Source organism: Steroidobacter sp. (genome assembly GCF_016790065.1).
Lineage (GTDB): Bacteria > Pseudomonadota > Gammaproteobacteria > Steroidobacterales > Steroidobacteraceae > Steroidobacter.
The window spans coordinates 46,265-69,456 of record NZ_JAEUPY010000254.1; the positions used below are offsets into that span (position 1 = coordinate 46,265).

The following is a 23,192-nucleotide window of genomic DNA, read 5'->3' on the forward strand; positions in this document are numbered from 1 at the left end:
TCGGTGAAGTCATGGCAGACCTGTTAAATACCAGTATTTCCGGCTTGCTCGCGTTTCAGCGAGCGCTGGACGTCACCAGCCATAACATCACCAATGCCAACACTGTCGGCTACAGCCGGCAGACTGCCGACATTACTACCCGCACGCCGCAATTCCTCGGCGGCAATTGGGTGGGCAGTGGCGCCGATGTTTCCAACATCACGCGCGCCTATGACAATTTCCTGTCCGACCAGGCGCGCAGCGCGTCGAGCTCGTACAACCAGTCGAATACTTACGCGACCCAAGCGGCACGCATCAGCAATCTGTTCGGCGACTCGACCACGGGTTTGAGCGCCACCATGCAGAAGTTCGTCAACTCGCTGCAGGCGGTAGCGGACTCGCCGAACTCGGCGGCCGCGCGTCAGACCATGCTGAGCGAAGCGAACTCGTTGGTCGAGCGCTTGAAGAGCTACGATGCCAGTCTGCGCAGCCTGGACAGCCAGGTGAATGCCAGCATCTCCAGCGAAGCCGACTCGATCAGCAATCTGGCGAGCGGCATCGCCGAGCTCAACAAACAAATCGCCAGCGGCTATGCCCAGAGCGGCCAGGCGCCCAACGATCTGCTGGATCAGCGCGATCGTTTGTTGGATGAGTTGGCGACTCACGTCAACACCAACGTGGTCAAGACCGACGACAACCAGGTCAACGTGTTCATCGGCAACGGCCAGCCGCTGGTGGTCGGTTCCGATCCTTCGAAGGTGGTGGCCACCAGCGATCCGTACGATCCGACGCGCAAGCGCCTGGCCGTGCAATCGAACGTCGGCACCATCGACATCACCAGCTCGCTGTCGGGCGGCACTTTGGGCGGCATTCTGAGCTTCCGCTCCGACATGCTGGATCCGGCGCGCAACACCATCGGCAAGATGAGCGTGGCGCTGGCCGATGTGATGAACGAACAGCACAACGCCGGCATGGATTTGAACGGCAACATGGGCAGCGACTTCTTCGCCGTCGGCGATGTCGTGGTCCGAGCCCACACCAACAACACTGGCACTGCTAGTGCCACCGTCACGCGCACCGATGTGGGCGCGTTGACGAACAGCGATTACATTCTTACCAACACTGCGAGTGGCTGGAGCTTGCGCCGCGCGGACACGGGCGCCACCGTGCCGATGACCGGCACGGGCACGGCCGTCGATCCGTTCCTGGTGGAAGGTCTGTCCATCGAAGTGAGCGGCACGGCCAGCGTCGGCGACAGCTTGAAGATCCTGCCGAGCTCCGGTGCCGTCAGCTCCATGCGAGTGTTGGTCACCGATGCCAACGAAGTTGCGGCGGCGGCGCCCATCGTCGCGCAGGCAACCACCGGCAACCAGGGCAACGCCACCATCAGTGCCGGCCAGGTGTTGAACTCCACCAACCCGGCGCTGCGTACCGCTGCGACCATTACTTTCACCAGCGCCACGACTTATACGGTCAGCGGCGACGCCACCGTGTACACCTACACGTCGGGTTCGAACGTCGACGCCAACGGCTGGCGCGTGCAGGTCAGCGGCACACCGGTGGCCGGCGATTCCTTCACGGTTGGTGATAACAGCAACGGCTCCGGCGACAACCGCAACATGCTGCTGCTCGCCGGCATCATGTCCGAGCCGGTGATGGACAACGGCACCACCTCGTTGACTCAGGGCATCGGCAAGTTCGTCGGCGACATCGGCGTCAAGACCAATCAGGCGCAAGTGACGGCGGCGGCGCAGAAGGTCGTGTCCGAAGAAGCCCAGGAATCCATGCAGTCGGTGTCGGGCGTCAATCTGGACGAAGAAGCGGCCAACCTGCTGCGTTATCAGCAGGCTTACATGGCCATCTCGCAAATGATCAAGATCGCGGACAACTGCTTCCAGTCCGTGCTTGCTGCCACCCGCGGGTAATTAACATGCGCATGTCGACCATGGGTTTTTCGCTGGGCTCGTTGAGCGCCATGATGGAGCAGCAGTCGGGGCTCGCGAAGCTGCAAAACCAGGTGGCACTGGGCACGCGCGTGAGCACGCCTGCCGACGATCCGATCGCGTTCGTGCACATCCAAGAGTTGCAGCGTGCGCAGTCCGAGTCCGAACAGTTCGCCAAGAACAGCACGCTGGCCAAGAATCGCTTGAGCATCGAAGAACAGGCGTTCGTCGATACCACCAATGTGATGACGCGCGTGCGCGAGCTGGTGGTGCAAGCGGGTAACGTCGGTACGTTGAGCAACAGCGACCGCGAATCCATCGCTGCCGAACTGTCGCAGCGCCTGGACGAATTACGCTCCATCGCCAATCGTCAGGACGGCAACGGCGAATATTTGTTTTCCGGCTATTCGACCCGGACCGAGCCGTTCTCGGGTAGCAACGGTGCCGCGATCAGTTACGTGGGCGATCAGGGCGCACGGCAGTTGCAGATCTCCTCGACACAGAAGATCCCCGATAGTCACAACGGCTACCAAGTGTTCATGGACATTCCCGAGGGCAATGGCACGTTCGTGACTGCTGTGAATGCCAGCAACACTGGCTCGGGTGCCATGGGCATCGGTTCGGTGGTGGATCGGGCCGCTTGGGTGCCGGATGACTACACCATCACTTTCACCTCGGCCACGGCTTATGAAATCACCGACGGCGCCACTCCGGCGAACGTCGTGCAGACCGGCACTTACACTTCCGGCAGCGCCATTACATTCAATGGCGTCAGCGTCACGGTCACCGGCGCACCGGCGACCGGCGACACTTTCGAAGTGAATCGCAGCCGTAGCGAAAGCATCTTCCAGACCATCGGCGACGTAGTGGACATCCTGAGGCAGCCAGCCGGCGATGCCGCTTCCAACGCCAAGCTGTCGTCGGCCATCCAGGGCTCGTTACAACAGTTGGATCAAGCGACCGATCATTTCCTCGGGGTGCGTGCCCAAGTGGGTGTGCGGCTGGCAACGATCGACTCTGTCGACGCTACGCGCGAGGCGCTGGACATCGACACCGCCAGCACCCTGTCAGATCTACGCGATCTGGACTACGCGCAGGCCCTTACCAAGATGAATCAACAATTGGTGGGCTTACAGGCGGCGCAGATGTCGTACAGCAAGATCAGCAATCTGTCGCTGTTCAACTATCTCAGCTGAGATCCGCCGAGCTGATTCGATAGAGCCAAACCCTGCGCCCACGGAAGTTGCGTAGGGTTTTTAACCCTGTTCTCGTTACTGTAAAGCGCCTGTCCGTGACCCAGTCCTCAGTTTGAATCGATACGGTAACACTCACTCAAGTTCCCCTAAGACGCACCGATACACCACTTGAACAGCAGTCCGGCGCACATCACGCCGTAAGTGCTGAGAAGCAGTCCGAGGGACTAGGGTCTCCCGGCAAAGTAATCACCAGGAGTTAGTTTCATGGCACTTGTTATCAACACGAACGTGATGTCGCTGAACGCTCAGCGTAACCTGTCGACATCCGCCAACCAGTTGGCGACCTCCCTGCAGCGCTTGTCTTCGGGTCTGCGCATCAACAGCGCGAAAGACGACGCCGCCGGTCTCGCCATCTCTGAACGTCTGTCGGCTCAGATCAGCGGCTTGAACGTCGCTGCTCGTAACGCCAACGACGGTATCTCGCTGGCGCAGACGGCCGAAGGCGACCTCGCCCAGATCGGCAACAACCTGCAGCGTATGCGCGAACTGGCCGTCCAGTCTGCCAACGCCTCGAACAGCGTCTCGGACCGCGCCGCGTTGAACGCCGAAGTTCAGCAGCTCGCCCAGGAAATCGACCGCGTCGCCCAGGCTTCTTCGTTCAACGGCGTGAAGCTGTTGGATGGTAGCTTCCAGGCGCAGGTGTTCCAGGTCGGCGCGAACGCGACCTCGACCGACCAGATCACTGTCGATTCGATCACCAATGCCCGCTCCAGCGCGCTCGGTGCTTACAACGGCTACAACCAGCAGAACGTGGGCGTGACCTACAACGCCACTGCTCAGGCCTTCACCGCCAGCATCGCGACGGCCTCCGGCACGCAGACCGTGAACTTCGGCACCCTCTCCACCGACGCTAAAGTGATTGCTCAGGCGATCAACAGCTCGGGCGTTGCGGGTCTGCAGGCGACTGCCGATGCCAACGTGGTGACTGGTACGACCACCAACGGCGTGACCGTTGCCGGTACCGACACCATCACTTTGAACGGCACGACCATCAGCATTGCTGGTACGACCGACGCTCTGACCAACCGCGCCAACGCGGTGACCGCGATCAACGCGCAGTCGGCGACGACTGGCGTGTCGGCGGTGGACACGGGTTCGGGCCTGCGCCTGACGGCTGCTGACGGCCGCAACATCTCCGTGGCCTTCGGCACGGCGGGTTCGACCGGCGGTGACTTGGCGTCTTACGGCCTCGGCGGCCTGAGCGACCACACCGGCACGTTCGACCTGACGTATCAGGCGGCGACCGGCGTCAACAGCATCACCTTCGGTGGCGCGCTGGCGACGACGCTCGGCACGACCACGCACAACGTCGGTCAGACGGGTAACGCGATTTCGACGATCAACGTCAGCACGGCTGAAAATGCCCGCAACGCGTTGGCCTCGATCGACGCCGCGCTGAGCCAGATCTCCGGCGCCCGCGCCACGCTCGGTGCGACTCAGAACCGCTTCACTTCGGTGGTGGCGAGCTTGCAGACGACTGCCGAGAACTTGTCGGCTTCGCGTAGCCGAATTCAGGACGCGGACTTCGCGTCGGAAACGGCGGCGATGACCAAGGCCCAGATCCTGCAGCAGGCAGGTACGGCGATGGTGGCCCAGGCGAACTCTGCTCCGCAGAACGTCCTGTCGCTGCTGCGCGGTTAATCGAGTGTGAATGATGAGCAGGCTTGACGTAAGTCAGGTCGAAGCGGGCGGGGAGGTCGTGAGACCTCTCCGCTCGCCGTCATTTCCGCAGCCGACCACGGCAGCCGAAGCGACGCCAGCGAGTCAACCCGCTGTGCCCGCGGAGCCTTCGCCTGAAGAGGTGAAGCGCGCCGCCCGGCAATTGGAAACATTCATGCAGAGCATGAATCGTTATCTGGAATTCAAGATCGACCAGGACAGCGGTCGTACGGTGGTCACCGTCAAGGACAAGACCACCGGCGATACCATCCGGCAGATCCCCACTGAAGAAGTGCTGCGCCTGGCACAGAATCTGGGCGGCAAGGCACACACCGGTCTGATCGATCAGACCGCGTAATCGAGAAGGAAGCAGGCAATGGCAACTTCAGGCATCACCGGTGGCTCACAGATCGACGTGCAATCGCTGGTTTCCCAGCTGGTCGCCGCCGAACGCAAACCGCTCGACGATCAAGTGACGCGCGCGACCACCAAGGTCACGACCCAGATTTCTGCGACCAGCGCCTTGCTCGGTTCGTTGTCTGCATTCCAAGCGCAGTTGAACGGGCTGAAGACCACCACCGCGTTCAGCGGCCGTGCTACTTCGAGCACCGATCCCGAGATTGCGACTGCTACTGCGACTACTTCCGCTGTGCCGGGCCGTTACGACATCGAAGTGCAGCAGCTCGCGACCGCGCAGCAGCTGTCTTCGACTGCATTCGTGGGCGGCAGCAGTGCCGTCGTCGGCACGGGCCAGCTGACCATCTCGTTGGGTGCCACTAGTTTCAATGTGAGCATCGGCGCCACGGCCAACACGCTGGCCGATGTGCGTAACGCGATCAATTCCGCCACGGACAATCCGGGCGTGACCGCGACCATCATCAACGCCAGCGACGGCGCGCACCTGGTGCTCACGTCGACCAAGACGGGTGCTGCCAATTCGATCCAGGTGACGCAGTCCGGCACCATGAGTCAGCTGGAATACACGACGACCAATCAGGCCAACTACACGCAGCTGCGGGCTGCGGCCGACGCGCAAGTGACGGTGGCAGGCTACGCCACCACCAGCGCTACCAACGTCATCGAGAACGTCATCGACGGCGTGTCGTTGAATCTGGTGTCGGCCGAGCCGGGCACCACGGTCAGCATCGATGTGAACTACGACAAGACCGCGGCCAAGGAAAAGGTCACTGCCTTCGTCACGGCTTACAACACGCTGCGTACCATGTTGACCGCGCTCGGCGGCTACAACGCAACCACCAAGGTCGCGGGGCCGATGCTTGGCGACTCGATGTTGACCGGCATCGACGCAGAGATTCGTCGCACGTTGTCCGAGCCGGTGGCGGCAGCTGGCGGCGGCGCTGTGCAGACCCTCGCCGATATCGGCATCAGCACGCAGGCTGACGGCTCGCTCAAGGTGGACGACACCAAGTTGACTGCGGCCTTGAACAGCAACTTCGATGCGGTGAGCCGGTTGTTCGGTACCGACCAGACTGGCGTTGCTTCGCGTCTGTACACGCAGATCGAGACTCGGCTGGCCGACGGCTCCGCCATCGACCAGCGTACCGAGAGCTTGCAGACGCAGAAGCGTGCACTCGAGAAGAAGAGCGCCGATATCGACACGCGCATGGCCATCGTGCAGAAGACCTATCTGGCCCAGTTCACACGGCTCGACACGTTGCTGTCGTCGCTGTCGTCGACTTCTGCCTACTTGGGTCAGCAGATCGATTCCTTGCCGAAGTGGTCGTCGGATTAATGTGAACGGTACGGTGGTTTCCGGTACTCAAGTAACCCTCCGGAACGCCGTTATCCAATTCAAGGAATGATGGAGTTGTGAGCATGTTGGGTTACGCAAAATCTTCGAATCTCGCTGCTTATCAGAGCGCTGCTGCGCATGGTGGGGTGGCGGCTTCGGACCCGCATCGCCTGATCGTGATGCTGCTGGACGGCGCCGTGGAGCGCATCGTCACGGCACGCGGTTGCATGCAGCGTAACGAGACTTCCGAGAAGGCTCGCCTGCTCAATCGCGCTGTCTCCATCATCGGCGAGTTGCGCAACAGCCTGGACCTGCGCCAGGGCGGCCAGATCGCCGCCAACCTGTCGGAACTGTACGATTACATGTGTCGTCGCCTGTTGCTCGCCACCAGCGAGAACAAGGTCGAGATGTTGGACGAAGTGAGCACGCTGCTCCACGAAATTCGTGGCGCCTGGCTCGCGATTGCTCCGGAGGGTCGTGGCCGATGAGTTCGCCGATCGCCGATGGGGTGTTAGCTGCGACTCACAAGTTGGTGCAGCAGGCCATGACCGGTCAGTGGCAGGAGATGCCCAAGACCGTGCAGGAACGCCGCGAGCTGTTGAACAACCTGTCGGCGTCGGCTTCGCCGCAGGATCGTCAATGGCTGGGCGCGCTCCAGCAGGCAATGGCAGAATCGGATGCGGCGGTGGCCAAGATCGCCCCCGCCAACGTGATGGCTGATTTGTCACAGGGAACGGCTGCCGCCGGCGTGGTCGACACGCCCAACTCGGCCGCGGTGGACAGCATGATGGAGCTGCTCAGACAGAGCAGATAGCTGTATGTATGAAGGACTAGACACGGTCATTCTGTACGAAGAGCTCGCCTACGAAGACGTGTTGCCCGTGGCTTGGAGGCCGCTGCCCGAACCGTTCGATCCGGCGCTGGTCGGCAGCTTTGCCGATCGCAACCTGCGTGTGTTGCAGGCCGTCTCCGCGCTCGATGAGCACGGCCAGATCGAAAAACCCGACGAGAACGCGCCGCATGCCGCCGATATCCAGCGGCTGGAAATGAAAATGAATCTGTTGCTGGACATGGTCGGCGCCTTGCTGATCGCCAGCCGGCCTCGGCCCAAAGCCACTGCGGTTCGTTTCAATGCGCTGGGCGGAGTGTTCCAGGGCACGGCGCCGTATCCGCCGCTGGGCAACCAGGGCGTGTTCGAAGTTTATCTGCGGGACTCGGTCGCCGATCCGTTACGCCTGTTCGGCCGCATCGCTTCGGTGAGCCCGGACGGCAAAATCAAAGTGCGCTTCGTGCCGCCGGGCGAGAACATTTCCGACCTGCTCGAGAAGCTGGCCTTCCGCAAGCATCGCCGCCAAGTGGCCGGCGTGCGTCAGCCCAAGAAGTAGTCGCCGGCGCACCGGCCGGCCCGGTTTGCCGTTGAGTTCGCAAGCGTCGTTGTCCACACAAGTGTGACGCACGTCGCACTTGATTTGCGCACGCCAATTGTTCGACACCCCTACGCTATTGCATGGCCGCGATGAAAGTGCGCGCCAGTGCGCATTTTTTTGCGGCCTCCACCATGCTTTACTCGCTCGACCCCTGAGCTGGGCGCCAAATTTCTGGCAGCAGTTCACGCACGTGAGGCGTTCAGGGAGAGCCTGATAGAGCCATTCGTCACTACGCACAGAATGCTCATCAGGCATACCAGACAACGCGGCGTCGAGCGCGAGGCGTAGTGATGAATTTGAACGACACCCAGGCGAGGGGCCTGACCATCCAGCAAGCAGTCGTCTACGACAGCGATACTGGCCGGGCAGAAAAAGTCGCGGAAGTTTTACGTGAACTGAGTCTCGAACCGTTACTCATCGACCACGGTGCGTTGATGCGGGCCGTGATTCAAACCCCGAACAATCCGCCGGCACTGTTGGTGGGCGATGTGGACGAATCCGACTGGGTCGAACTCGGCGCCACGTTGCGCGGCCAGCTCAGCGACATCCCGGTGGTGGCTTATGGCTCCGCGGCGGTCGCGGAACAGCTCATCGCAGTCGTCGGCCCGCGTGTGCGCCGGCTGCAGTTCCCATTCAAGCCCTCGGTGCTGGGCACTGCCTTACGCATCCCTGCACAAGCTACACAGGCCGAGGTTGGCGATGTCGCCATGCCTACCGGCACGTCGGCCGCCATTCGCGATGTGACGCGCCTGATTCGTCAGGTCGCCGCACACGACTCGAGCGTGCTGATCCTGGGTGAGTCGGGTACCGGCAAGGAGCTCGCCGCTCGTGCCGTCCATGAGGCCAGCCCGCGTCGGCAGCGCCCGTTCGTCGCCATCAACTGCGGCGCCATCCCCGCAGAGTTGCTGGAGAGCGAACTGTTCGGCCACGAGAAGGGCTCCTTCACCGGTGCCATCGCCGCTCGTAAGGGGCGCTTCGAGATCGCCGAAGGCGGCACGCTGTTCTTGGATGAGATCGGCGACATGAGCCTGCCCATGCAAGTGAAACTGTTGAGGGTGCTGCAGGAACGCGTGTTCGAGCGCGTTGGCAATCACGCGCCGATCCGCTGCAACGTCCGCATCATCGCCGCCACTCATCGCAACCTCGAGGACTCCATTGCCAAGGGCAATTTCCGCGAGGACTTGTTCTATCGCTTGAATGTGTTCCCCATCGAAATGCCGGCCTTGCGCACCCGGATCGACGATCTGTCGATGCTGGTGCGCGACTTTTCCGAGCGTAATGCTCACGAAGGCCGCAGCCGTGTAGAACTGACCGGTCGGGCGTTGAAAGTGCTGAGCCACTATCCCTGGCCCGGCAACGTGCGCGAGCTCGGTAACCTGATCGAGCGCATGTCCATCCTGTGCCCGAATCGTAAGGTCGACGTGGCCGATCTGCCGCTGAAGTATCGGCCGGCGGAATTGCTGGCCGAGCTGGACCTGAGCGATGACCTGGCGCTGCCGGCGGAAACCCTGGAAGCGGAGTTGGACGCCGAAGACGCCGACGACGAGGACCAGGAAGTCATGGCCATGCTGAGCAGCGAGCCGAGCGAAACGGCAGTCGTGCAGCTGCCGCCCGATGGCATCGACTTGCGCGATCACTTGTTCACCATCGAACGCGATCTGATCCAGCAGGCGTTGAGCCGAGCCGGCGGCACCGTGGCGCACGCGGCTCGCTTGCTCAAACTGCGTCGGACCACGTTGGTAGAAAAGCTGCGCAAATTTCACATGCTCAACGAGGCGGCCGCGTCGGAACTTTGACGGACGCGGTCTGAGCTCACGCGGCCCCGAGTGCTTCCCTAAGCGCAACCCCTACTCGGATGGCCGCGATTGCCGCGGCAAACCTTTGCCGGTGTGATGCACTCCACAGGATTCACCGGCAAACCCAGCCAATCCCGGCACTGGAACAGAACTTGCTCCCTATCTGGGTGGCAACCAGAGATCCAAACGAATGAGCGCAGTGTCACAAACCGAATTCGACGACGTAAGCACCGAGCAGGCGGCCAATGAAGACGCCGCTGCGGTGGAACGTGCGTCGCTGGCGTCCTCGGACGACATGGTGGCGATTGCGGATACCTCGCGCCGCCTGGCCGACCTGGCCCGCCGCGTCGCTGCCAGCGACTGCACGGTGCTGATCGCCGGCGAATCGGGCACCGGCAAGGAAGTGCTGGCGCGTTTCATCCATCGTTACTCGCCGCGTGCCAACCAGGCCTTCGTGGCGGTCAACTGCGCGGCCATTCCGGAAAACATGCTCGAAGCCATTCTGTTCGGCTACGAGAAGGGTTCTTTCACCGGCGCGCATGCCAGCCACGCCGGCAAGTTCGAGCAGGCCCAGGGCGGCACGTTGTTGTTGGACGAAGTGACCGAGATGCCGCTGGGCTTGCAGGCCAAGCTGTTGCGCGTTCTGCAGGAACGCGAAGTGGAGCGCCTCGGCGGTCGCGGTTCGATCGCGCTGGACGTGCGCGTGCTGGCCACCACCAACCGTAACTTGCGAGCTGAAGTGGCCGCCGGCCGGTTTCGTGAAGATCTCTACTATCGGTTGAATGTGTTTCCTTTGCAGACCTCGCCGTTGCGCGAGCGTCGCGATGACGTGTTGCCGCTGGCGATGCGTTTGTTGACGGCTCGTTGCCGCGCCGGCGAGCGTATTCCGGCACTGAGCGCCGATGCCGCTCACATGTTGTTGCTGTATCCGTGGCCGGGCAACGTGCGTGAACTCGACAACGTCATGCAGCGTGCTTTGATTCTTGCCAACGGTGCGGTGATCCAGCCGGAGCATGTGCATCTGGAGATCGAAGGTTTGGACGCACTGCCGGCCGCGTTGGCCGCTGCCAGTCAGACGGTGCGTGATTTCGTTTCTTCCCCGCAGCGTCCAGTCGTGCAGGAAGCCGCACGCAAGCACGGTGCAGCGGAAGGTGGACTGTCCAATTCCCTGTCCAGCGCCGAGCGCGATTTGATTTTGGACGCGTTGCGTTCCGACGGTGGTAATCGTCAGGCCGCAGCCAAGCGTCTTGGTATCAGCCCGCGCACGCTGCGATACAAGTTGCAGCGCCTGCGTGAAGCGGGCTTCGTGGTTCCGGCCGCCTGATCGCACTGGAGTAAACAGACATGTCTTCATTGCAAATCGATGCTGTGCTCTCGCAGATCCGCTCCATGCAGTCGCAGATCAAGGGCGTCGGCGCTCCGCAGAACGACGTTGCCAAAGCGGCGGGTGTGGAAAGCGCGGTCCAAGCGCCGACCAACTCGTTCGCCAACGTGATGAAGCAGGGCTTGGACTCGGTCAACCAGGCGCAGTCCAAGGCTTCGGATCTGGCCACCAAGTTCGAGCAGGGCGTGCCCGGCGTCGAGCTGCCGCAAGTGATGTTGGAAATGCAGAAGGCGAGCGTGTCCTTCCGCGCCGTCACCGAAGTGCGTAATCGCTTCGTGAGCGCGTATCAAGAAATCATGAATATGCCCATTTAGTAGTGACGAGCTGACAGTGACTATTGAATTTATGTGCGAGTGGAATGTTCGGAGTGAAGGATGAGCGCTGAAGCAGGAGCACTACCGTTGCCGTCACCTACGCAGCAGTCGTCGGGTATGCCGCAAGCCTCCGGACAGTCGCAGCCCCAGCGGCCGACGCTCATCCCGCCGAGCTTGAAGCCGTTGGTGATGCTGATCGGCATCGCCGCCGCGGTGGCCGCCGGTGTCGGCATCGTGTTGTGGTCCAAGGAGCCGACCTACAGCTTGCTGTACGGCAATCTCGGCCAGGCGGATGCCGCGCAGATCGCGCAGGCGCTGGACACTAACGGCATTCCATACAAGCTCGAAGGCAGCAACACCATCACCGTTCCGGCCGATCGCGTGCACGATGCGCGTTTGAAACTCGCCGGCCAGGGTTTGCCGGAAGGCGACGGCGGCTTCGCGGTGATGTCCAAGGATCCAGGCTTCGGTGTCAGTCAGTTCATGGAAGGCGCGCGTTATCAGCATGCTCTGGAAACCGAGCTGGCGCGCACCATCACCAATTTGCAGGCTGTCGAAGGTGCTCGCGTGCACCTCGCGTTGCCGCGTCAGTCGGCGTTCGTGCGCGATCGTCGCAAGCCGAGCGCTTCGGTGTTCTTGCAGATGAAGCCGGGCCGTCGTCTGGAGTCGGAGCAGGTCACCGCCATCGTCAATCTGGTGGCTTCGAGCATTCCCGAGCTGGAATCGCAGCAGGTCACGGTGGTCGATCAGCAGGGTCGCCTGTTGTCTTCACCCGATAGCAATACTGAAATGGCTGAACGCACCAAGCAGTTGGAAATGGCGCGTGAGCTGGAAGATCGTTATACGCAGCGAGTTCAGCAGTTGCTGGCGCCGTTGGTGGGCAGCGACCGCGTGCGTGCGCAGGTGGTGGCCGACGTTGAAATGTCGACGACCGAAGAAGCGCGCGAACAGTATCGTCCCGAGAGCCAGATCGTTCGTAGCGAACAGACGGCCGAAGAGTCCAGCCGTAACGGTGCCGGTCCGCAGGGCGTGCCGGGTGCGTTGACCAATCAGCCGCCGCAGCCTGGTACGGCGCTGCCGCCTGGTCAGTCCGCTGCTCCGGCGCAGGCTCAGGCTGCTGCCGCAAATGGTGCTGCCCCTGGTGCGGCTCCCTCGCCGCCGGACAACACGTCCAAGCAGGCGACTCGTAATTATGAAATCGATCGCACGGTGGCTTACACCAAGTCGCCTGCCGGTCGGTTGAAGCGCCTCACCGTGGCGGTGCTGGTAGACAACCTGCGTGCGACCGCCGAGGACGGCAAGGTCACCGAAACTGCCATCACGCCCGAACAGATCGAGAACATGACGCGCCTGGTCAAGGACGCGATCGGCTTCAACGAAACGCGTGGCGACAGCGTCAGCGTCATCAATCAATCGTTCCGCGGCGAGACCAAGCCGGAAGACATCGTGGCGGACAAGATCCCGCTGTGGGAACAGCCGCTGATGCGCGACGTGGCCAAGCTGGTCATCGGTTTGATTGGCTTGCTGGTGTTGGTGTTCAGCGTGCTGCGTCCCTTGATTCGCGGCCTGCTCGGCACGCCGGCGAAAGCGGAGAAGGATCAGAAGGCAGTTCCGGTGCAGGCGACGGCAGTGCCCGCGGCAGCGGCGGCGATGGCCGCGGTGGCCGGCCCAGTGGCCAATGGCGGCGCCGCAACTCTCGATTATGACGGTCAGGTCGCGGCAGCGCGGGCGCTGGTGACGCAAGATCCAGCTCGTGTGGCGCAGGTAGTGAAGACTTGGGTCGGCGGCGAAAATGAGTAGGGAAAAACCAGAACCGAAACGTAATGGCACCGAGCGGGCGGCCATTCTGTTGCTGTCGCTCGGCGAGGCCGAGGCGACTGAAGTCATGCGGCACATGGGTGCCAAAGACGTGCAGCGCATCGGCGCGGCCATGACCCAGCTACAGAACATTTCGCGCCAGGAAGTGCAGGACGTGTTGGCCGAGTTCACCCAGAAGCTGGAAGGCCAGACTTCGTTGGGCGTGGGCGTCGACGACTATTTGCGCAAGGTGCTGATCGGCGCGCTCGGCGAAGACAAAGCCGGCAGCGTCATCGATCGCATTCTGTTCGGCCGTTCCAGCAAGGGTTTGGAATCGTTGAAGTGGATGGATGCGCGTGCGGTGGCCGAGCTGATCCGCCAGGAACATCCGCAGATCATTGCCATCGTGCTCGCCTATCTGGATGCCGATCAGTCGGCGGACATCCTGTCGCAGTTCCCGGATTGGTTGCGTGCCGACGTGATCATGCGTATCGCCACGCTCGACGGCATTCAGCCAAGCGCGTTGCACGAGCTCGACGAAGTCATCGAGAAACAATTCGCCGGCAAGACCGGTGCGTTGAAGACGTCCGTGATCGGCGGCATCAAGACCGCGGCCCAGATCATGAACTTCATGGATTCGAGTCAGGAAGGCGCGCTGATCGAAAACATTCGTAAGGTGGACGAAGCGCTCGGCGGCAAGATCCAGGATTTGATGTTCGTGTTCGGCGACCTGGTGGAAGTCGACGATCGCGGCATGCAGGAAGTGTTGCGCGCGGTGCCGGGCGAGAAGTTGTTGCTCGCCATGAAAGGTGCCGACGACGAGCTCAAGGCCAAGATCTTCAAGAACATGTCGCAGCGTGCCGCGGAAATGCTCAAGGACGATCTGGAGTCGCGCGGTCCGGTGCGCTTGTCCGAAGTGGAAGGGGCGCAGAAGGAAATCCTGACCCAGGTTCGTAAGATGGCCGAAGCCGGCACCATCCAGCTCGGCGGCAAGGGTGAAGAGTTCGTATGACCAATCCGCCGCGCTACGAATTGCCGAGCATCAACGGCCTGGCCGTGCAGGCCCGCCGTGCCGGCAAGACCGTGCAGGAGCTGGAAGACCTCGAGCAGCGCACGTACGACGAAGCGTTTGCCAAAGGTCAGGCCGACGGTCGGGCCCAGGGCTTGGCTGCGGCCGAGCGCGAGATGCGTGCGCAGACTCAGCAACTGCAGGAACGCGTTGCGCGCCTCGATACCATCATCAACGCATTGGCCAAGCCGCTGCAGGAAGTCGATCCTGTGGTGGAAGATCAGCTGTTGCAGCTGGCGCTCACCATCGGCCGGCATCTGGTGCGCCGTGAGCTGCGCATCGATCCGAGCCAGGTCATCGCCATCATTCGCGAGACCGTGTTGTTGCTGCCTGCGTCGGCTCGCGATGTCCGAGTTCATTTGCATCCTGAAGACGCCGCAGTGGTTCGCGAGAAACTGGCGGCTCCCGTCGGCGAGCGCGCCTGGACCATCGCTGAAGATCCAGTCATGGGTCGTGGCGGTTGCCGCGTGACCACCGAGACGGCACAGATCGATGCGCGTTTGGAAACTCGCATCGGCAGCGTCATCAGCGCTTTGTTGGGTGACGAACGCACCACCGCCGTTCGCGGCGACGAAGCCGCCGACGCGGCTGCTTCTGAGGAGCAAGCGCCTTGAGCACACCGGCTTTGCAACTCAAGCGCGGCGCCAACTGGGCCAAGCAACTACAACGCGCCTCGCGCATCGTCGACGGTATGCAGCCGCCGCCGGTGGAAGGCGTGCTGACTCGCATGATCGGTCTGACATTGGAAGCCGCCGGTTGCCAAGCTGCGATCGGCGATCGTTGCGACGTGTTGGGCCCTGGGGGCCACAACGTCGAAGCCGAAGTGGTGGGCTTCTCGGGCGATCGTTTGTATCTCATGCCCACCGGCGACATCCATGGTTTGAAGCCGAACGCACGCGTCGTGCCGCGCACTGGCGCTGGCACCGCAGCGGTTGGTCCGGAGCTGATGGGCCGCATCATCGATGGCGGCGGCAACGTGCTCGACGGCAAGGGTCCGCTGAATTGCGAAGATCGGATTCGTATGATCGGCGCGCCGATCAATCCGCTGACCCGCAAGCCCATCGAAGAACCTCTCGATGTGGGCGTGCGTGCCATCAACTCCTTGCTCACCGTCGGTCGCGGTCAGCGTATCGGTTTGTTTGCAGGCAGCGGCGTCGGTAAGTCGGTGCTGCTGGGCATGATGGCTCGGTTCACGACGGCGGATGTGATCGTCGTCGGTCTGATCGGCGAGCGCGGTCGCGAAGTGAAAGAATTCATCGAACGCATCCTCGGCCCCGAAGGCCTGGCGCGTTCCATCGTGGTCGCCTGTCCGGCCGACAATCCGCCGCTGATGCGTTTGCATGGCGCGTGGCGTGCCACGGCCATTGCCGAATATTTTCGCGATCAAGGCAAGAACGTTCTGTTGATCATGGACTCGCTGACTCGTTTCGCTCAGGCGCAGCGTGAGATCGGCCTGGCCATCGGCGAAGCGCCGGCCACCAAAGGTTATCCGCCGTCAGTGTTCGCCAAGTTGCCGCAGCTGGTGGAGCGTGCCGGTAACGGCGATTCGGGCTCGGGCTCGATCACCGCGTTCTATACCGTGCTCAGCGAAGGTGACGATCAACAGGATCCGATTGCCGACTCGGCGCGCGCCATTCTCGACGGTCACATCGTGTTGACGCGTCGTTATGCCGAAGCGGGCCACTATCCGGCCATCGATGTCGAAGCGTCCATCAGCCGCGTGATGCACGAGATCGTGCCGCACGAACATACGGCGATGGCGCGTCAGTTCAAACAAGCGTTGTCCACGTTCCAGCAGAACCGCGATCTGATCGCCATCGGTGCCTACAACAAGGGCAGCGATCCGCGCATCGATGCAGCTATCGCCGCGTGGCCTAGCATGCAGAAGTTCTTGCAACAGGCCGTACATGAGTCGGTCGACTATCGCACCAGCCTCGCCAACTTGCAGGCTTTGGTGGGAGGCGGCTGAGCTAGATGAAACGAGCCAAACGTCTCGAACCGGTTCAACACATCGTCGATGAGGCGCAGAAGCGTCTCGCGATGAGCGTGGCTGGGTTCGAGAAACGCGTGCAGGAAGGCGAGGCCAAGCTCGGTGAGCTGGAACGCTACAAAGGCGAGTACGAACAGGGCTTTCAGCAGCGTGCCAGCGGCGGCATCGGCGTCACCGAGCTGCGCGATTACCAAGCTTTTCTCGCAAGATTGGCTGAGGCGATCAAGCAGCAGCAAGCGCTTGTGATCCGCGCCCGCGCCGAGTACGACGCCGAGCGCTTAAAGTGGCAGGACGCGTTGAAACGGTCCAAGGCGCTGGGTCATGTAGTCGAGCGCTGGCACGCCGAAGAGCGCCAGGTCATCGATAAGCGCGAGCAGCGCGACAGCGATGAGCGCGCCCAGCGCAAGATCAGCCGAGTTCCCGATTGAGTTGCACCGAATGACCAGCGTTCCTTTTGCAGGTAGTCCCATGCCAGTCGCCAGCACCTCCACGCCCGCGGCCGCAGCTTCCGCGTCGACTTCGGCCAATGCGCCCGCCAGCGTCGCCGTGGATTTCATGGCCATGTTGGGTCAGCTCGCCGGTGCAGTGGCGCCGACGCCGGCATCGACAGCCATGCAAGCAGGTACGGCAGCGCCGGTGTTGAAGGACACTGAAGAGCTGGACACCGATGCCGAGTCCACCGACATGATCGGCATGATGCCGCTGTCGTTGCCGGTGATGCCGACTGAAGTGAAGGCTGACCTGAGCAACGCGCAAGCCGCGAGCCTGCTGGGTGTGGCTGGCGCGATGAAAGGTAAGGGCGCCGCGGTTGCTCCCGAAGCTCAGTTACTCACCGATTTGATTCAGCCCGAACAACTCGCCGGCGAAGGCAAGTTCGAGATTCCCCAGCTGCAGACCACCGAGACCACTTCGCCGCTGCGTCAGGCTGAGACCGCAATTTCCCGGCCCGTGAACGTTCCTGTGGGCAATGCGCAGTGGGCCGACGAGATCGGCTCGCGCATGACCATGATGGTGGACCAGGGCAAGCACACAGCGTCGCTGCGGTTGTCGCCCGAGCATCTCGGGCCGCTCGAAGTGCGCATCACCATGAATGGCGATCAAGCGTCGGTGCAGTTCGGCGCTGCGAACGTGGATACTCGCAACGCTATCGAAAACGCGTTGCCTCGGTTGCGTGAAATGTTCGCGTCGCAGGGTTTGTCGTTGTCGGATGCAAACGTTTCGCGTGAGCCGCCGCGTCAGCAGCAGAACCCGACATCGCAATCTTCCTCGTCCGGGTCGAGCTTTGGCGGCGAGGAAGGAGTGACTTCCGTCGCCGCGGCGCAAGTTCGCCTGGGCTTGCTAGACGCGTACGCCTAGCACTCGATCCTAGAACTCTACTTCGAGATCGAACAGCAAGCCCCGCCTGGCTCGCTGTGTAAGCGCAAGTGGCGCTCGGGAAACTTGGAAGCCCGGTGCCATCTACACTGGCGCATCGCCCGCGATTTCACTACATTCACTGGGTTTCTGCTGACCTTCGAGCGCGCAAGCAACACTGATAACGAATCGATAGGAAGGTGCCCATGATCGCGAAATTCTCTGCGGAGCTGGTCGGTACCCTATGGCTGGTACTGGGTGGGTGTGGAAGCGCGGTGCTAGCCGCGGCTTTTCCGGACCTTGGCATCGGATTGCTCGGCGTGTCGCTGGCGTTCGGCCTCACCGTGTTGACCGCGGCCTATTCGCTGGGACCTGTGTCCGGCGGCCATTTCAATCCGGCCGTAACGGTGGGATTGTGGGCCGGCGGTCGGTTCCCGGTCTCGCAGGTGCTGCCGTACATCGTCGCGCAAGTCATCGGTGGCGTGCTCGGCGCCGGCATCCTTTATGTGATTGCCAGCGGCGCGCCGGGATTCAGCGTGGCGGATGGCTTTGCCGCCAACGGCTTCGGCGAGCATTCGCCGGGCGAATACTCGATGATGGCCGGTGCCGTGACGGAAATCGTCATGACCTTCATGTTCCTTATCGTGATTCTGGGCTCGACCCATCATCGCGCGCCGGTGGGTTTTGCCGGTGTCGCGATCGGTCTGGCGCTCACGCTGATCCATCTCATCAGCATTCCAGTGACCAACACTTCGGTGAATCCGGCGCGCAGCACCGGCCCGGCGTTGTTCGTGGGCGATTGGGCTACCAGCCAGCTTTGGTTATTCTGGGTGATGCCCATCGTCGGCGCGGCACTGGCTGGTTTCGTGCACCGTGCGGTGTTCGAAGGTGAGGCCGAGAAGCCGCCCATTACCGGTAGAGTCGAGTAAAGCAAATCATGAGTCTGTCGCCCTTCCATCTGGCCATCCCCGTCTACGATCTGCCGGCTGCGCGGCGGTTTTATGGGGAGCTGTTCGGCTTGCCGGAAGGGCGCTCCAGCACCCAATGGGTGGATTTCGATTTCTTCGGCCATCAGCTGGTGATTCACGAGCATCCCAAGACCACCTCGCAAGATCATGCGCACACCAATCCGGTGGACGGGCATGACGTGCCGGTGCCGCACTTCGGTGTGGTGTTGGAGTGGGGTCAGTGGGAAGCGTTGGCGGAGCGCTTGAAGTCCTTCCAGACAAAATTCGTGATCGAACCGCACATTCGATTTCGCGGCCAGGTGGGCGAACAGGCAACCATGTTCCTGTTCGACCCCTGCGGCAATGCGCTGGAGTTCAAGGCGTTCAAGGATCTGGGGCAGTTGTTCGCCAAGTAAAGGCGTGCTCATCAGCCCTTTTTTCGCAAGCCGTCATACATAGAAAACACCCACGGGCGCAGCGCTAGGAGCAATCCCATGCTGCGCTTGTCTGGGTCGGGCAGGCCGGCGTCCAGCGCGGCCAGCTCGGCAAAGTCTCGCGCCAGTAGCTCAGCCTTGCGCGCCATGATCTTCGCCGAGGCGTCCGACAACTCGGCGGACGCGAAACTGAGCAGTTCGTTGCGGCCGGTGAATTCGGCTTGCAGGAATTCGCTCTTCACCTGTTGTTCGTAGAGTCGCCGCACCGGGCCGTTGTTGCGCCAGGAAATCACGTTCGAGGTGCGCAGTCGCACTTTCAGTTTGGGTTGCAGCTCGATCAACTTGGCTGCATCCAGCTTGACCAACAACCGGCGCAGGTCGCGCTCCACCAGATCGAGCTCGCTGGCGATGGCCTTGGACTGGCGGCCATTCAACAGCAAATGAAAACAGGCCAGCAGACGCGAATCGCTGGCTAGCAGCTCTTCCTGCTCGATGCTCAGTTGTTGGCCGCCAGGCGTGGTCTGTTGTGCGGCCATCCTGGCTACTTCCACGATGCTCAAGCCGAGCGCTGCACAGATCTGCTCGAGCCGAGCCAGCGAAAACGTTTCCGCCGCGAAGATACGTTTGACTGATGCCTCGCTCAGCTTCAACGCGACGGCCAAGTCGCGATACGTGGTGCCGCGAGCTTTCAGGCTGCGCTTCAACACGCTGACGATTTGCGCACATTCGCTCATGCGGACTCCGGGCGGTGCAAAGAATTGCGCTCCAGAGTATTGGATTTCGCTACTTACGCAAGCCAGGTTGCGGCTTTTGCGCGCCGGCCGGCAGGCTCGCCGGAATTCACCAAGGAGGTCGGCATGAGTGCGGTAGCGAGCGATTGCGTCAACGACAAACACTCGCATTTGAATCGAACCAGTGTGCTCGGCCGCGTCGTGCCACGTTCGGTGGCCGATGTGGTTGCGGCCGTTCAGCGAGCGCGCATCCGTGGCGAGAGTTTGAGCATCGCTGGATCGTGTCATGCAATGGGCGGCCAACAATTCGCCACCGGTGGCTGGTTGCTCGACATGCGTTCGATGAACCAGGTGCTGGGTTTCGATAGAGACCGAGGCCTGTTGCAGGTTCAGGCCGGCATCGCCTGGCCTGAATTGATGCGTCACTATGTGATCGAACAACGGGACGGCGCCAGTGCGTGGGGTATCCGGCAAAAACAAACCGGCGCAGATCGCTTGACGATAGGCGGCGCGGTGGCTGCCAATATCCATGGACGCGGTCTCACCTATGCGCCGTTCGTCGATGACATCGAATCCATTGAGGTAGTCGTTCCGGACGGCGCAGTAGTGGAGTGCAGCCGGACTCGAAACTACGAGCTGTTTCGTCTGGTCGTCGGTGGCTACGGCCTGTTCGGCGTGGTGACTTCCGTACGGCTGCGCCTCGTTCCGCGACAGAAGGTGGAGCGCGTCGTCGAGATTGCGCGTCTCGAGAACATCATCGACCGATTCGAGCAACGTATCGCCGACGGTTATCTGTATGGTGACTTCCAGTTCTCGACCGCGCCCGAAGATCGAGGCTTCTTGTCTCGTGGCGTGTTCTCTTGTTATCGACCTGTCGATGCCAACACCGCGATTGCGGCCGATCAGATCCGGCTCGCGCCCGCGGACTGGCGCCGGCTGCTATATCTCGCTCATCGCAACAAGCTGCGGGCCTTCAATGAGTTTGCCGATTTTTATTTACAGTCGTCGGGGCAAATCTACTGGAGCGACACGCATCAGTTGAGCGTGTACCTGGACGACTATCACGGCAAACTCGACGAGGTGCTGCAGCCGGAGGTGCCCGGGTCGGAAATGATCACCGAGCTCTATGTGCCTCGCTCGCGGCTCGCGGCGTTCATGGAAGACGTTCGCAAGGATTTCCTGCGCCATCGTGTCGACTTCATCTACGGCACCGTGCGACTCATCGAGCCGGACACCGAGACAGTGCTGGCTTGGGCTCGCGAACGCTTCGCCTGTGTCATTTTCAACTTGCATGTGGATCATGATGCTCGCGGCTTGGTGAGTTCGGCCGAATCGTTCCGGCGGCTGATCGACCTGGCCATCCATCATGGCGGCAGTTACTTTCTCACCTATCACCGACACGCGACGCGCGAGCAGTTACGAACGTGCTACCCGGCGTTCGAGCAATTTCTGGCTGCTAAGAAGCGGCTGGATCCTCGCGAGGTTCTGCAGAGTGATTGGTATCGCCACTACCGCGACGAATTCGCGGCGCGCTGAGTTAGTATGCCGGCGAGGCTCAAGGGGACGATTCGGCATGCAGATCGAGTTTTGGTTCGAGTTCGCCAGCACTTATTCCTATCCGGCCGCGATGCGTATCGAGGCGCTGGCGGCGGAGCGGGGCGCAACCGTTGCGTGGCGACCGTTCTTGCTGGGGCCGATCTTTCAACAACAAGGCTGGAACAACTCGCCCTTCAATATTTATCCGGTGAAGGGTAATTACATGTGGCGGGATCTGGAGCGCATCTGCGAGTGCATGAACATTCCGTTGCGCAGGCCGAGTGTGTTCCCTCGTAACAGTCTGCTGGCGGCGAGAGTTGCTGGCGCGAATACCGAAGCCGCTTGGTTGCCGGCGTTCGTGCGCGCCACGTATCAAGCGAACTTTGCAGATGACGCGGATATCTCCAGCCCGGCTGTGCTGGAGCGTTGCTTGAGTACGTTGGGGTTGGATGCCGCTGCCATCCTGGCAGGAGCGCAAACGCCGGCGGCGAAAGACAAACTCAAAGCACTGACCGCGGAGGCAATGGAACGCGGCATCTTCGGCGCGCCCTCCATTGTGGTCGGGCGCGAACTGTTCTGGGGCAACGATCGACTCGAAGATGCGTTCGACTGGGCGGCTCGGCCAGGAAGTTAAGGCGACAGGCCGAGGCCAGTGTCTTCTTCCAGCGAGCCCAGGACGGCATCCAGGTTTTTGAGGAAGTCCTCGAACGCGCTGCTGTAAGCGTCCCGCCAGTGCTCATCGCTGGCCATGCCGCCGCCCTTCTTGCCATAGCCGGTCACGGTGAACTTGCTGGTGCGGCCGTTCAACGACACATTCATGTCGGCGCGCAGGTTGGCTTCGAAATCGATCACGAACATCCCTGGCGTGAACCACGCCCAGAACTTGTCAATGACGATGTCGGCGCGGTTCTTGGATTTGGCATCCGTCACGGTGTAACCGCGACGCTGGAAGGCTTCGGTCACCAACTGACGGGTGCGCGACTCGACGGTCTGGCCTTCAGCGAGTGCCACGTCACCCATGGCTTTGCCCCAGGTGTTGCGTTGACGGCCGATCATCTTGTTGCGCTCGGCCGCACCCATGCTGTTCACATCGCCGTCGATGGAAGGAATGGAGGGGTCCGAAGGTTTGTTCTCGAACTGACGTTTGTCGACCACGGATGCAATCGACACCGTGCCCTTGGACGCGTTGACGATTTTGGCGGCGCTGGGCACTTCCAGCTCGATACTGCGCCGGCCGACCACACAGCCGCTGCACGCCAGGAACGCCACCATCAACAACGAATGCAACGCCAGTTTCGCGGTCGGGAACGCCATTTCCATTTCTTCCGTGCCAGTGATTTGTGTATATGTAACGATTACAGCTCGGCCCGGTCAATGAAATCGATGTTGGAATGTGAACCAACTATCGCTAGCGCCTAGAATCCGCCCGAGGTGATGAGTTTGAAATCGATACTGTTAGTCGCGCTTGGCGGCGCCATCGGTTCGGTGGCTCGATTCAAGATGTCGGGCTGGGTGTTGCACCAGACACCGAACTGGCGTTTTCCGGCCGGCACGCTGGCGGTCAACATCATCGGTTGTTTGATCGCCGGCTTGTTGGCCGGCATGGCCGTCAAGGAAGACGTCTTCACGCCTGAAGCCCGAGTGTTCTTGTTCACCGGCCTGTTGGGCGGATTCACCACCTTCTCGGCATTCGGTCTGGAGACCCTATTGCTATTGAAACGGGGCGAGGCGGCAGTGGCCCTTGCCAACGTCGTGGTGAGCATCGTCGTTGGCTTGGCGGTTGCTTGGCTGGGCTATGCAATTACGGCTCGAAGCGCGTGATCG

23 protein-coding genes and 1 pseudogene are annotated in these 23,192 nt (G+C 61.6%); 22 read left to right on the forward strand and 2 right to left on the reverse strand.

Going from position 1 to position 23,192, the window contains the following annotated elements:
* The first annotated feature begins 11 nt into the window (after positions 1 to 11).
* The 19 genes and pseudogenes from flgK (at position 12) to JNL55_RS11115 (ending at position 19,083) form a co-directional block, all read left to right on the forward strand.
* Positions 12 to 1,904, forward strand: coding sequence for a flagellar hook-associated protein FlgK (gene flgK, locus JNL55_RS11025; RefSeq protein ID WP_293852872.1), 1,893 nt, complete (start codon positions 12 to 14; stop codon positions 1,902 to 1,904).
* A gap of 5 nt (positions 1,905 to 1,909) precedes the next feature.
* A complete protein-coding gene (flgL, locus tag JNL55_RS11030; protein WP_293852873.1) occupies positions 1,910 to 3,118 on the forward strand; it encodes a flagellar hook-associated protein FlgL in 1,209 nt (402 codons plus the stop codon).
* Between the two features lie 264 nt (positions 3,119 to 3,382).
* Entirely contained in the window at positions 3,383 to 4,819 is a 1,437-nt protein-coding gene (locus tag JNL55_RS11035; protein WP_293852874.1) for a flagellin, read from the forward strand.
* Between the two features lie 58 nt (positions 4,820 to 4,877).
* On the forward strand, positions 4,878 to 5,195 hold the full coding sequence (locus JNL55_RS11040) for a flagellar protein FlaG (protein WP_293852875.1): 318 nt from the start codon (positions 4,878 to 4,880) through the stop codon (positions 5,193 to 5,195).
* A gap of 18 nt (positions 5,196 to 5,213) precedes the next feature.
* Positions 5,214 to 6,590 (forward strand): flagellar filament capping protein FliD, encoded by a 1,377-nt coding sequence (fliD, locus tag JNL55_RS11045; protein ID WP_293852876.1) that lies wholly within the window; start codon positions 5,214 to 5,216, stop codon positions 6,588 to 6,590.
* Positions 6,591 to 6,673: 83 nt separating this feature from the next.
* Positions 6,674 to 7,078 carry a flagellar export chaperone FliS gene (fliS, locus tag JNL55_RS11050; RefSeq protein ID WP_293852877.1) on the forward strand — a complete coding sequence of 135 codons (405 nt, stop codon included), beginning with the start codon at positions 6,674 to 6,676 and terminating at the stop codon, positions 7,076 to 7,078.
* Positions 7,075 to 7,404 carry a hypothetical protein gene (locus tag JNL55_RS11055; RefSeq protein ID WP_293852878.1) on the forward strand — a complete coding sequence of 110 codons (330 nt, stop codon included), beginning with the start codon at positions 7,075 to 7,077 and terminating at the stop codon, positions 7,402 to 7,404. Before fliS ends, JNL55_RS11055 begins: the two co-directional genes overlap by 4 nt.
* 4 nt (positions 7,405 to 7,408) lie before the next feature.
* Positions 7,409 to 7,975: a PilZ domain-containing protein gene (locus tag JNL55_RS11060; RefSeq protein ID WP_293852879.1), complete on the forward strand. Its 567-nt coding sequence runs from the start codon at positions 7,409 to 7,411 to the stop codon at positions 7,973 to 7,975.
* A gap of 362 nt (positions 7,976 to 8,337) precedes the next feature.
* The gene (locus JNL55_RS11065) at positions 8,338 to 9,813 is read left to right on the forward strand and encodes a sigma-54 interaction domain-containing protein (protein ID WP_415923058.1); all 1,476 of its coding nucleotides are present in this window, start codon (positions 8,338 to 8,340) and stop codon (positions 9,811 to 9,813) included.
* Between the two features lie 316 nt (positions 9,814 to 10,129).
* A pseudogene (locus JNL55_RS11070) lies at positions 10,130 to 11,137 on the forward strand (sigma-54 interaction domain-containing protein); the annotation flags it as partial.
* Between the two features lie 20 nt (positions 11,138 to 11,157).
* Complete coding sequence (gene fliE / locus JNL55_RS11075) at positions 11,158 to 11,511, forward strand: flagellar hook-basal body complex protein FliE (RefSeq protein WP_293852882.1); 354 nt, start codon at positions 11,158 to 11,160, stop codon at positions 11,509 to 11,511.
* 60 nt (positions 11,512 to 11,571) lie between these two features.
* Positions 11,572 to 13,311 carry a flagellar basal-body MS-ring/collar protein FliF gene (gene fliF / locus JNL55_RS11080; RefSeq protein WP_293852883.1) on the forward strand — a complete coding sequence of 580 codons (1,740 nt, stop codon included), beginning with the start codon at positions 11,572 to 11,574 and terminating at the stop codon, positions 13,309 to 13,311.
* Positions 13,304 to 14,320, forward strand: a complete 1,017-nt coding sequence (gene fliG, locus JNL55_RS11085) for a flagellar motor switch protein FliG (protein WP_293852884.1) — start codon at positions 13,304 to 13,306, stop codon at positions 14,318 to 14,320. The genes fliF and fliG overlap by 8 nt, the downstream gene beginning before the upstream one ends.
* Complete coding sequence (locus JNL55_RS11090) at positions 14,317 to 14,991, forward strand: flagellar assembly protein FliH (protein ID WP_293852885.1); 675 nt, start codon at positions 14,317 to 14,319, stop codon at positions 14,989 to 14,991. The genes fliG and JNL55_RS11090 overlap by 4 nt, the downstream gene beginning before the upstream one ends.
* Positions 14,988 to 16,346 (forward strand): flagellar protein export ATPase FliI, encoded by a 1,359-nt coding sequence (gene fliI, locus JNL55_RS11095; RefSeq protein WP_293852886.1) that lies wholly within the window; start codon positions 14,988 to 14,990, stop codon positions 16,344 to 16,346. Before JNL55_RS11090 ends, fliI begins: the two co-directional genes overlap by 4 nt.
* A gap of 5 nt (positions 16,347 to 16,351) precedes the next feature.
* Positions 16,352 to 16,795 carry a flagellar export protein FliJ gene (fliJ, locus tag JNL55_RS11100; protein WP_293852887.1) on the forward strand — a complete coding sequence of 148 codons (444 nt, stop codon included), beginning with the start codon at positions 16,352 to 16,354 and terminating at the stop codon, positions 16,793 to 16,795.
* A gap of 40 nt (positions 16,796 to 16,835) precedes the next feature.
* Positions 16,836 to 17,723, forward strand: a complete 888-nt coding sequence (locus JNL55_RS11105; RefSeq protein ID WP_293852888.1) for a flagellar hook-length control protein FliK — start codon at positions 16,836 to 16,838, stop codon at positions 17,721 to 17,723.
* Between the two features lie 203 nt (positions 17,724 to 17,926).
* Entirely contained in the window at positions 17,927 to 18,649 is a 723-nt protein-coding gene (gene aqpZ / locus JNL55_RS11110) for an aquaporin Z (RefSeq protein ID WP_293852889.1), read from the forward strand.
* A gap of 8 nt (positions 18,650 to 18,657) precedes the next feature.
* Positions 18,658 to 19,083: a VOC family protein gene (locus tag JNL55_RS11115; protein WP_293852890.1), complete on the forward strand. Its 426-nt coding sequence runs from the start codon at positions 18,658 to 18,660 to the stop codon at positions 19,081 to 19,083.
* 11 nt (positions 19,084 to 19,094) lie between these two features.
* Here the strand turns inward: JNL55_RS11115 and JNL55_RS11120 are convergent, their stop codons facing one another.
* Complete coding sequence (locus JNL55_RS11120) at positions 19,095 to 19,835, reverse strand: helix-turn-helix domain-containing protein (protein WP_293852891.1); 741 nt, start codon at positions 19,833 to 19,835, stop codon at positions 19,095 to 19,097.
* 123 nt (positions 19,836 to 19,958) lie between these two features.
* Here JNL55_RS11120 and JNL55_RS11125 point away from each other — a divergent pair, with 123 nt between their 5' ends.
* On the forward strand, positions 19,959 to 21,368 hold the full coding sequence (locus JNL55_RS11125; protein WP_293852892.1) for an FAD-binding oxidoreductase: 1,410 nt from the start codon (positions 19,959 to 19,961) through the stop codon (positions 21,366 to 21,368).
* Between the two features lie 37 nt (positions 21,369 to 21,405).
* Positions 21,406 to 22,002 (forward strand): 2-hydroxychromene-2-carboxylate isomerase, encoded by a 597-nt coding sequence (locus JNL55_RS11130; RefSeq protein ID WP_293852893.1) that lies wholly within the window; start codon positions 21,406 to 21,408, stop codon positions 22,000 to 22,002.
* Here JNL55_RS11130 and JNL55_RS11135 read toward each other — a convergent pair.
* Complete coding sequence (locus JNL55_RS11135; RefSeq protein ID WP_293852894.1) at positions 21,999 to 22,682, reverse strand: hypothetical protein; 684 nt, start codon at positions 22,680 to 22,682, stop codon at positions 21,999 to 22,001. The two genes, JNL55_RS11130 and JNL55_RS11135, sit on opposite strands and share 4 nt — an antisense overlap.
* Positions 22,683 to 22,808: 126 nt before the next feature.
* Between JNL55_RS11135 and crcB the strand changes: the two genes are divergently transcribed.
* A complete protein-coding gene (gene crcB, locus JNL55_RS11140) occupies positions 22,809 to 23,189 on the forward strand; it encodes a fluoride efflux transporter CrcB (protein WP_293852895.1) in 381 nt (126 codons plus the stop codon).
* Positions 23,190 to 23,192: the final 3 nt, after the last annotated feature.

What these genes read in the sequence shown, in the direction of transcription:
- flgK (WP_293852872.1), top strand. Translation starts at nt 12, where the DNA reads ATGGCAGACCTGTTAAATACCAGTATTTCCGGCTTGCTCGCGTTTCAG.
- flgL (WP_293852873.1), top strand. Translation starts at nt 1,910, where the DNA reads ATGCGCATGTCGACCATGGGTTTTTCGCTGGGCTCGTTGAGCGCCATG.
- JNL55_RS11035 (WP_293852874.1), top strand. Translation starts at nt 3,383, where the DNA reads ATGGCACTTGTTATCAACACGAACGTGATGTCGCTGAACGCTCAGCGT.
- fliD (WP_293852876.1), top strand. Translation starts at nt 5,214, where the DNA reads ATGGCAACTTCAGGCATCACCGGTGGCTCACAGATCGACGTGCAATCG.
- fliS (WP_293852877.1), top strand. Translation starts at nt 6,674, where the DNA reads ATGTTGGGTTACGCAAAATCTTCGAATCTCGCTGCTTATCAGAGCGCT.
- JNL55_RS11055 (WP_293852878.1), top strand. Translation starts at nt 7,075, where the DNA reads ATGAGTTCGCCGATCGCCGATGGGGTGTTAGCTGCGACTCACAAGTTG.
- JNL55_RS11060 (WP_293852879.1), top strand. Translation starts at nt 7,409, where the DNA reads ATGTATGAAGGACTAGACACGGTCATTCTGTACGAAGAGCTCGCCTAC.
- fliE (WP_293852882.1), top strand. Translation starts at nt 11,158, where the DNA reads ATGTCTTCATTGCAAATCGATGCTGTGCTCTCGCAGATCCGCTCCATG.
- fliF (WP_293852883.1), top strand. Translation starts at nt 11,572, where the DNA reads ATGAGCGCTGAAGCAGGAGCACTACCGTTGCCGTCACCTACGCAGCAG.
- fliG (WP_293852884.1), top strand. Translation starts at nt 13,304, where the DNA reads ATGAGTAGGGAAAAACCAGAACCGAAACGTAATGGCACCGAGCGGGCG.
- JNL55_RS11090 (WP_293852885.1), top strand. Translation starts at nt 14,317, where the DNA reads ATGACCAATCCGCCGCGCTACGAATTGCCGAGCATCAACGGCCTGGCC.
- fliJ (WP_293852887.1), top strand. Translation starts at nt 16,352, where the DNA reads ATGAAACGAGCCAAACGTCTCGAACCGGTTCAACACATCGTCGATGAG.
- JNL55_RS11105 (WP_293852888.1), top strand. Translation starts at nt 16,836, where the DNA reads ATGCCAGTCGCCAGCACCTCCACGCCCGCGGCCGCAGCTTCCGCGTCG.
- aqpZ (WP_293852889.1), top strand. Translation starts at nt 17,927, where the DNA reads ATGATCGCGAAATTCTCTGCGGAGCTGGTCGGTACCCTATGGCTGGTA.
- JNL55_RS11115 (WP_293852890.1), top strand. Translation starts at nt 18,658, where the DNA reads ATGAGTCTGTCGCCCTTCCATCTGGCCATCCCCGTCTACGATCTGCCG.
- JNL55_RS11120 (WP_293852891.1), bottom strand. Translation starts at nt 19,835, where the DNA reads ATGAGCGAATGTGCGCAAATCGTCAGCGTGTTGAAGCGCAGCCTGAAA.
- JNL55_RS11125 (WP_293852892.1), top strand. Translation starts at nt 19,959, where the DNA reads ATGAGTGCGGTAGCGAGCGATTGCGTCAACGACAAACACTCGCATTTG.
- JNL55_RS11130 (WP_293852893.1), top strand. Translation starts at nt 21,406, where the DNA reads ATGCAGATCGAGTTTTGGTTCGAGTTCGCCAGCACTTATTCCTATCCG.
- JNL55_RS11135 (WP_293852894.1), bottom strand. Translation starts at nt 22,682, where the DNA reads ATGGCGTTCCCGACCGCGAAACTGGCGTTGCATTCGTTGTTGATGGTG.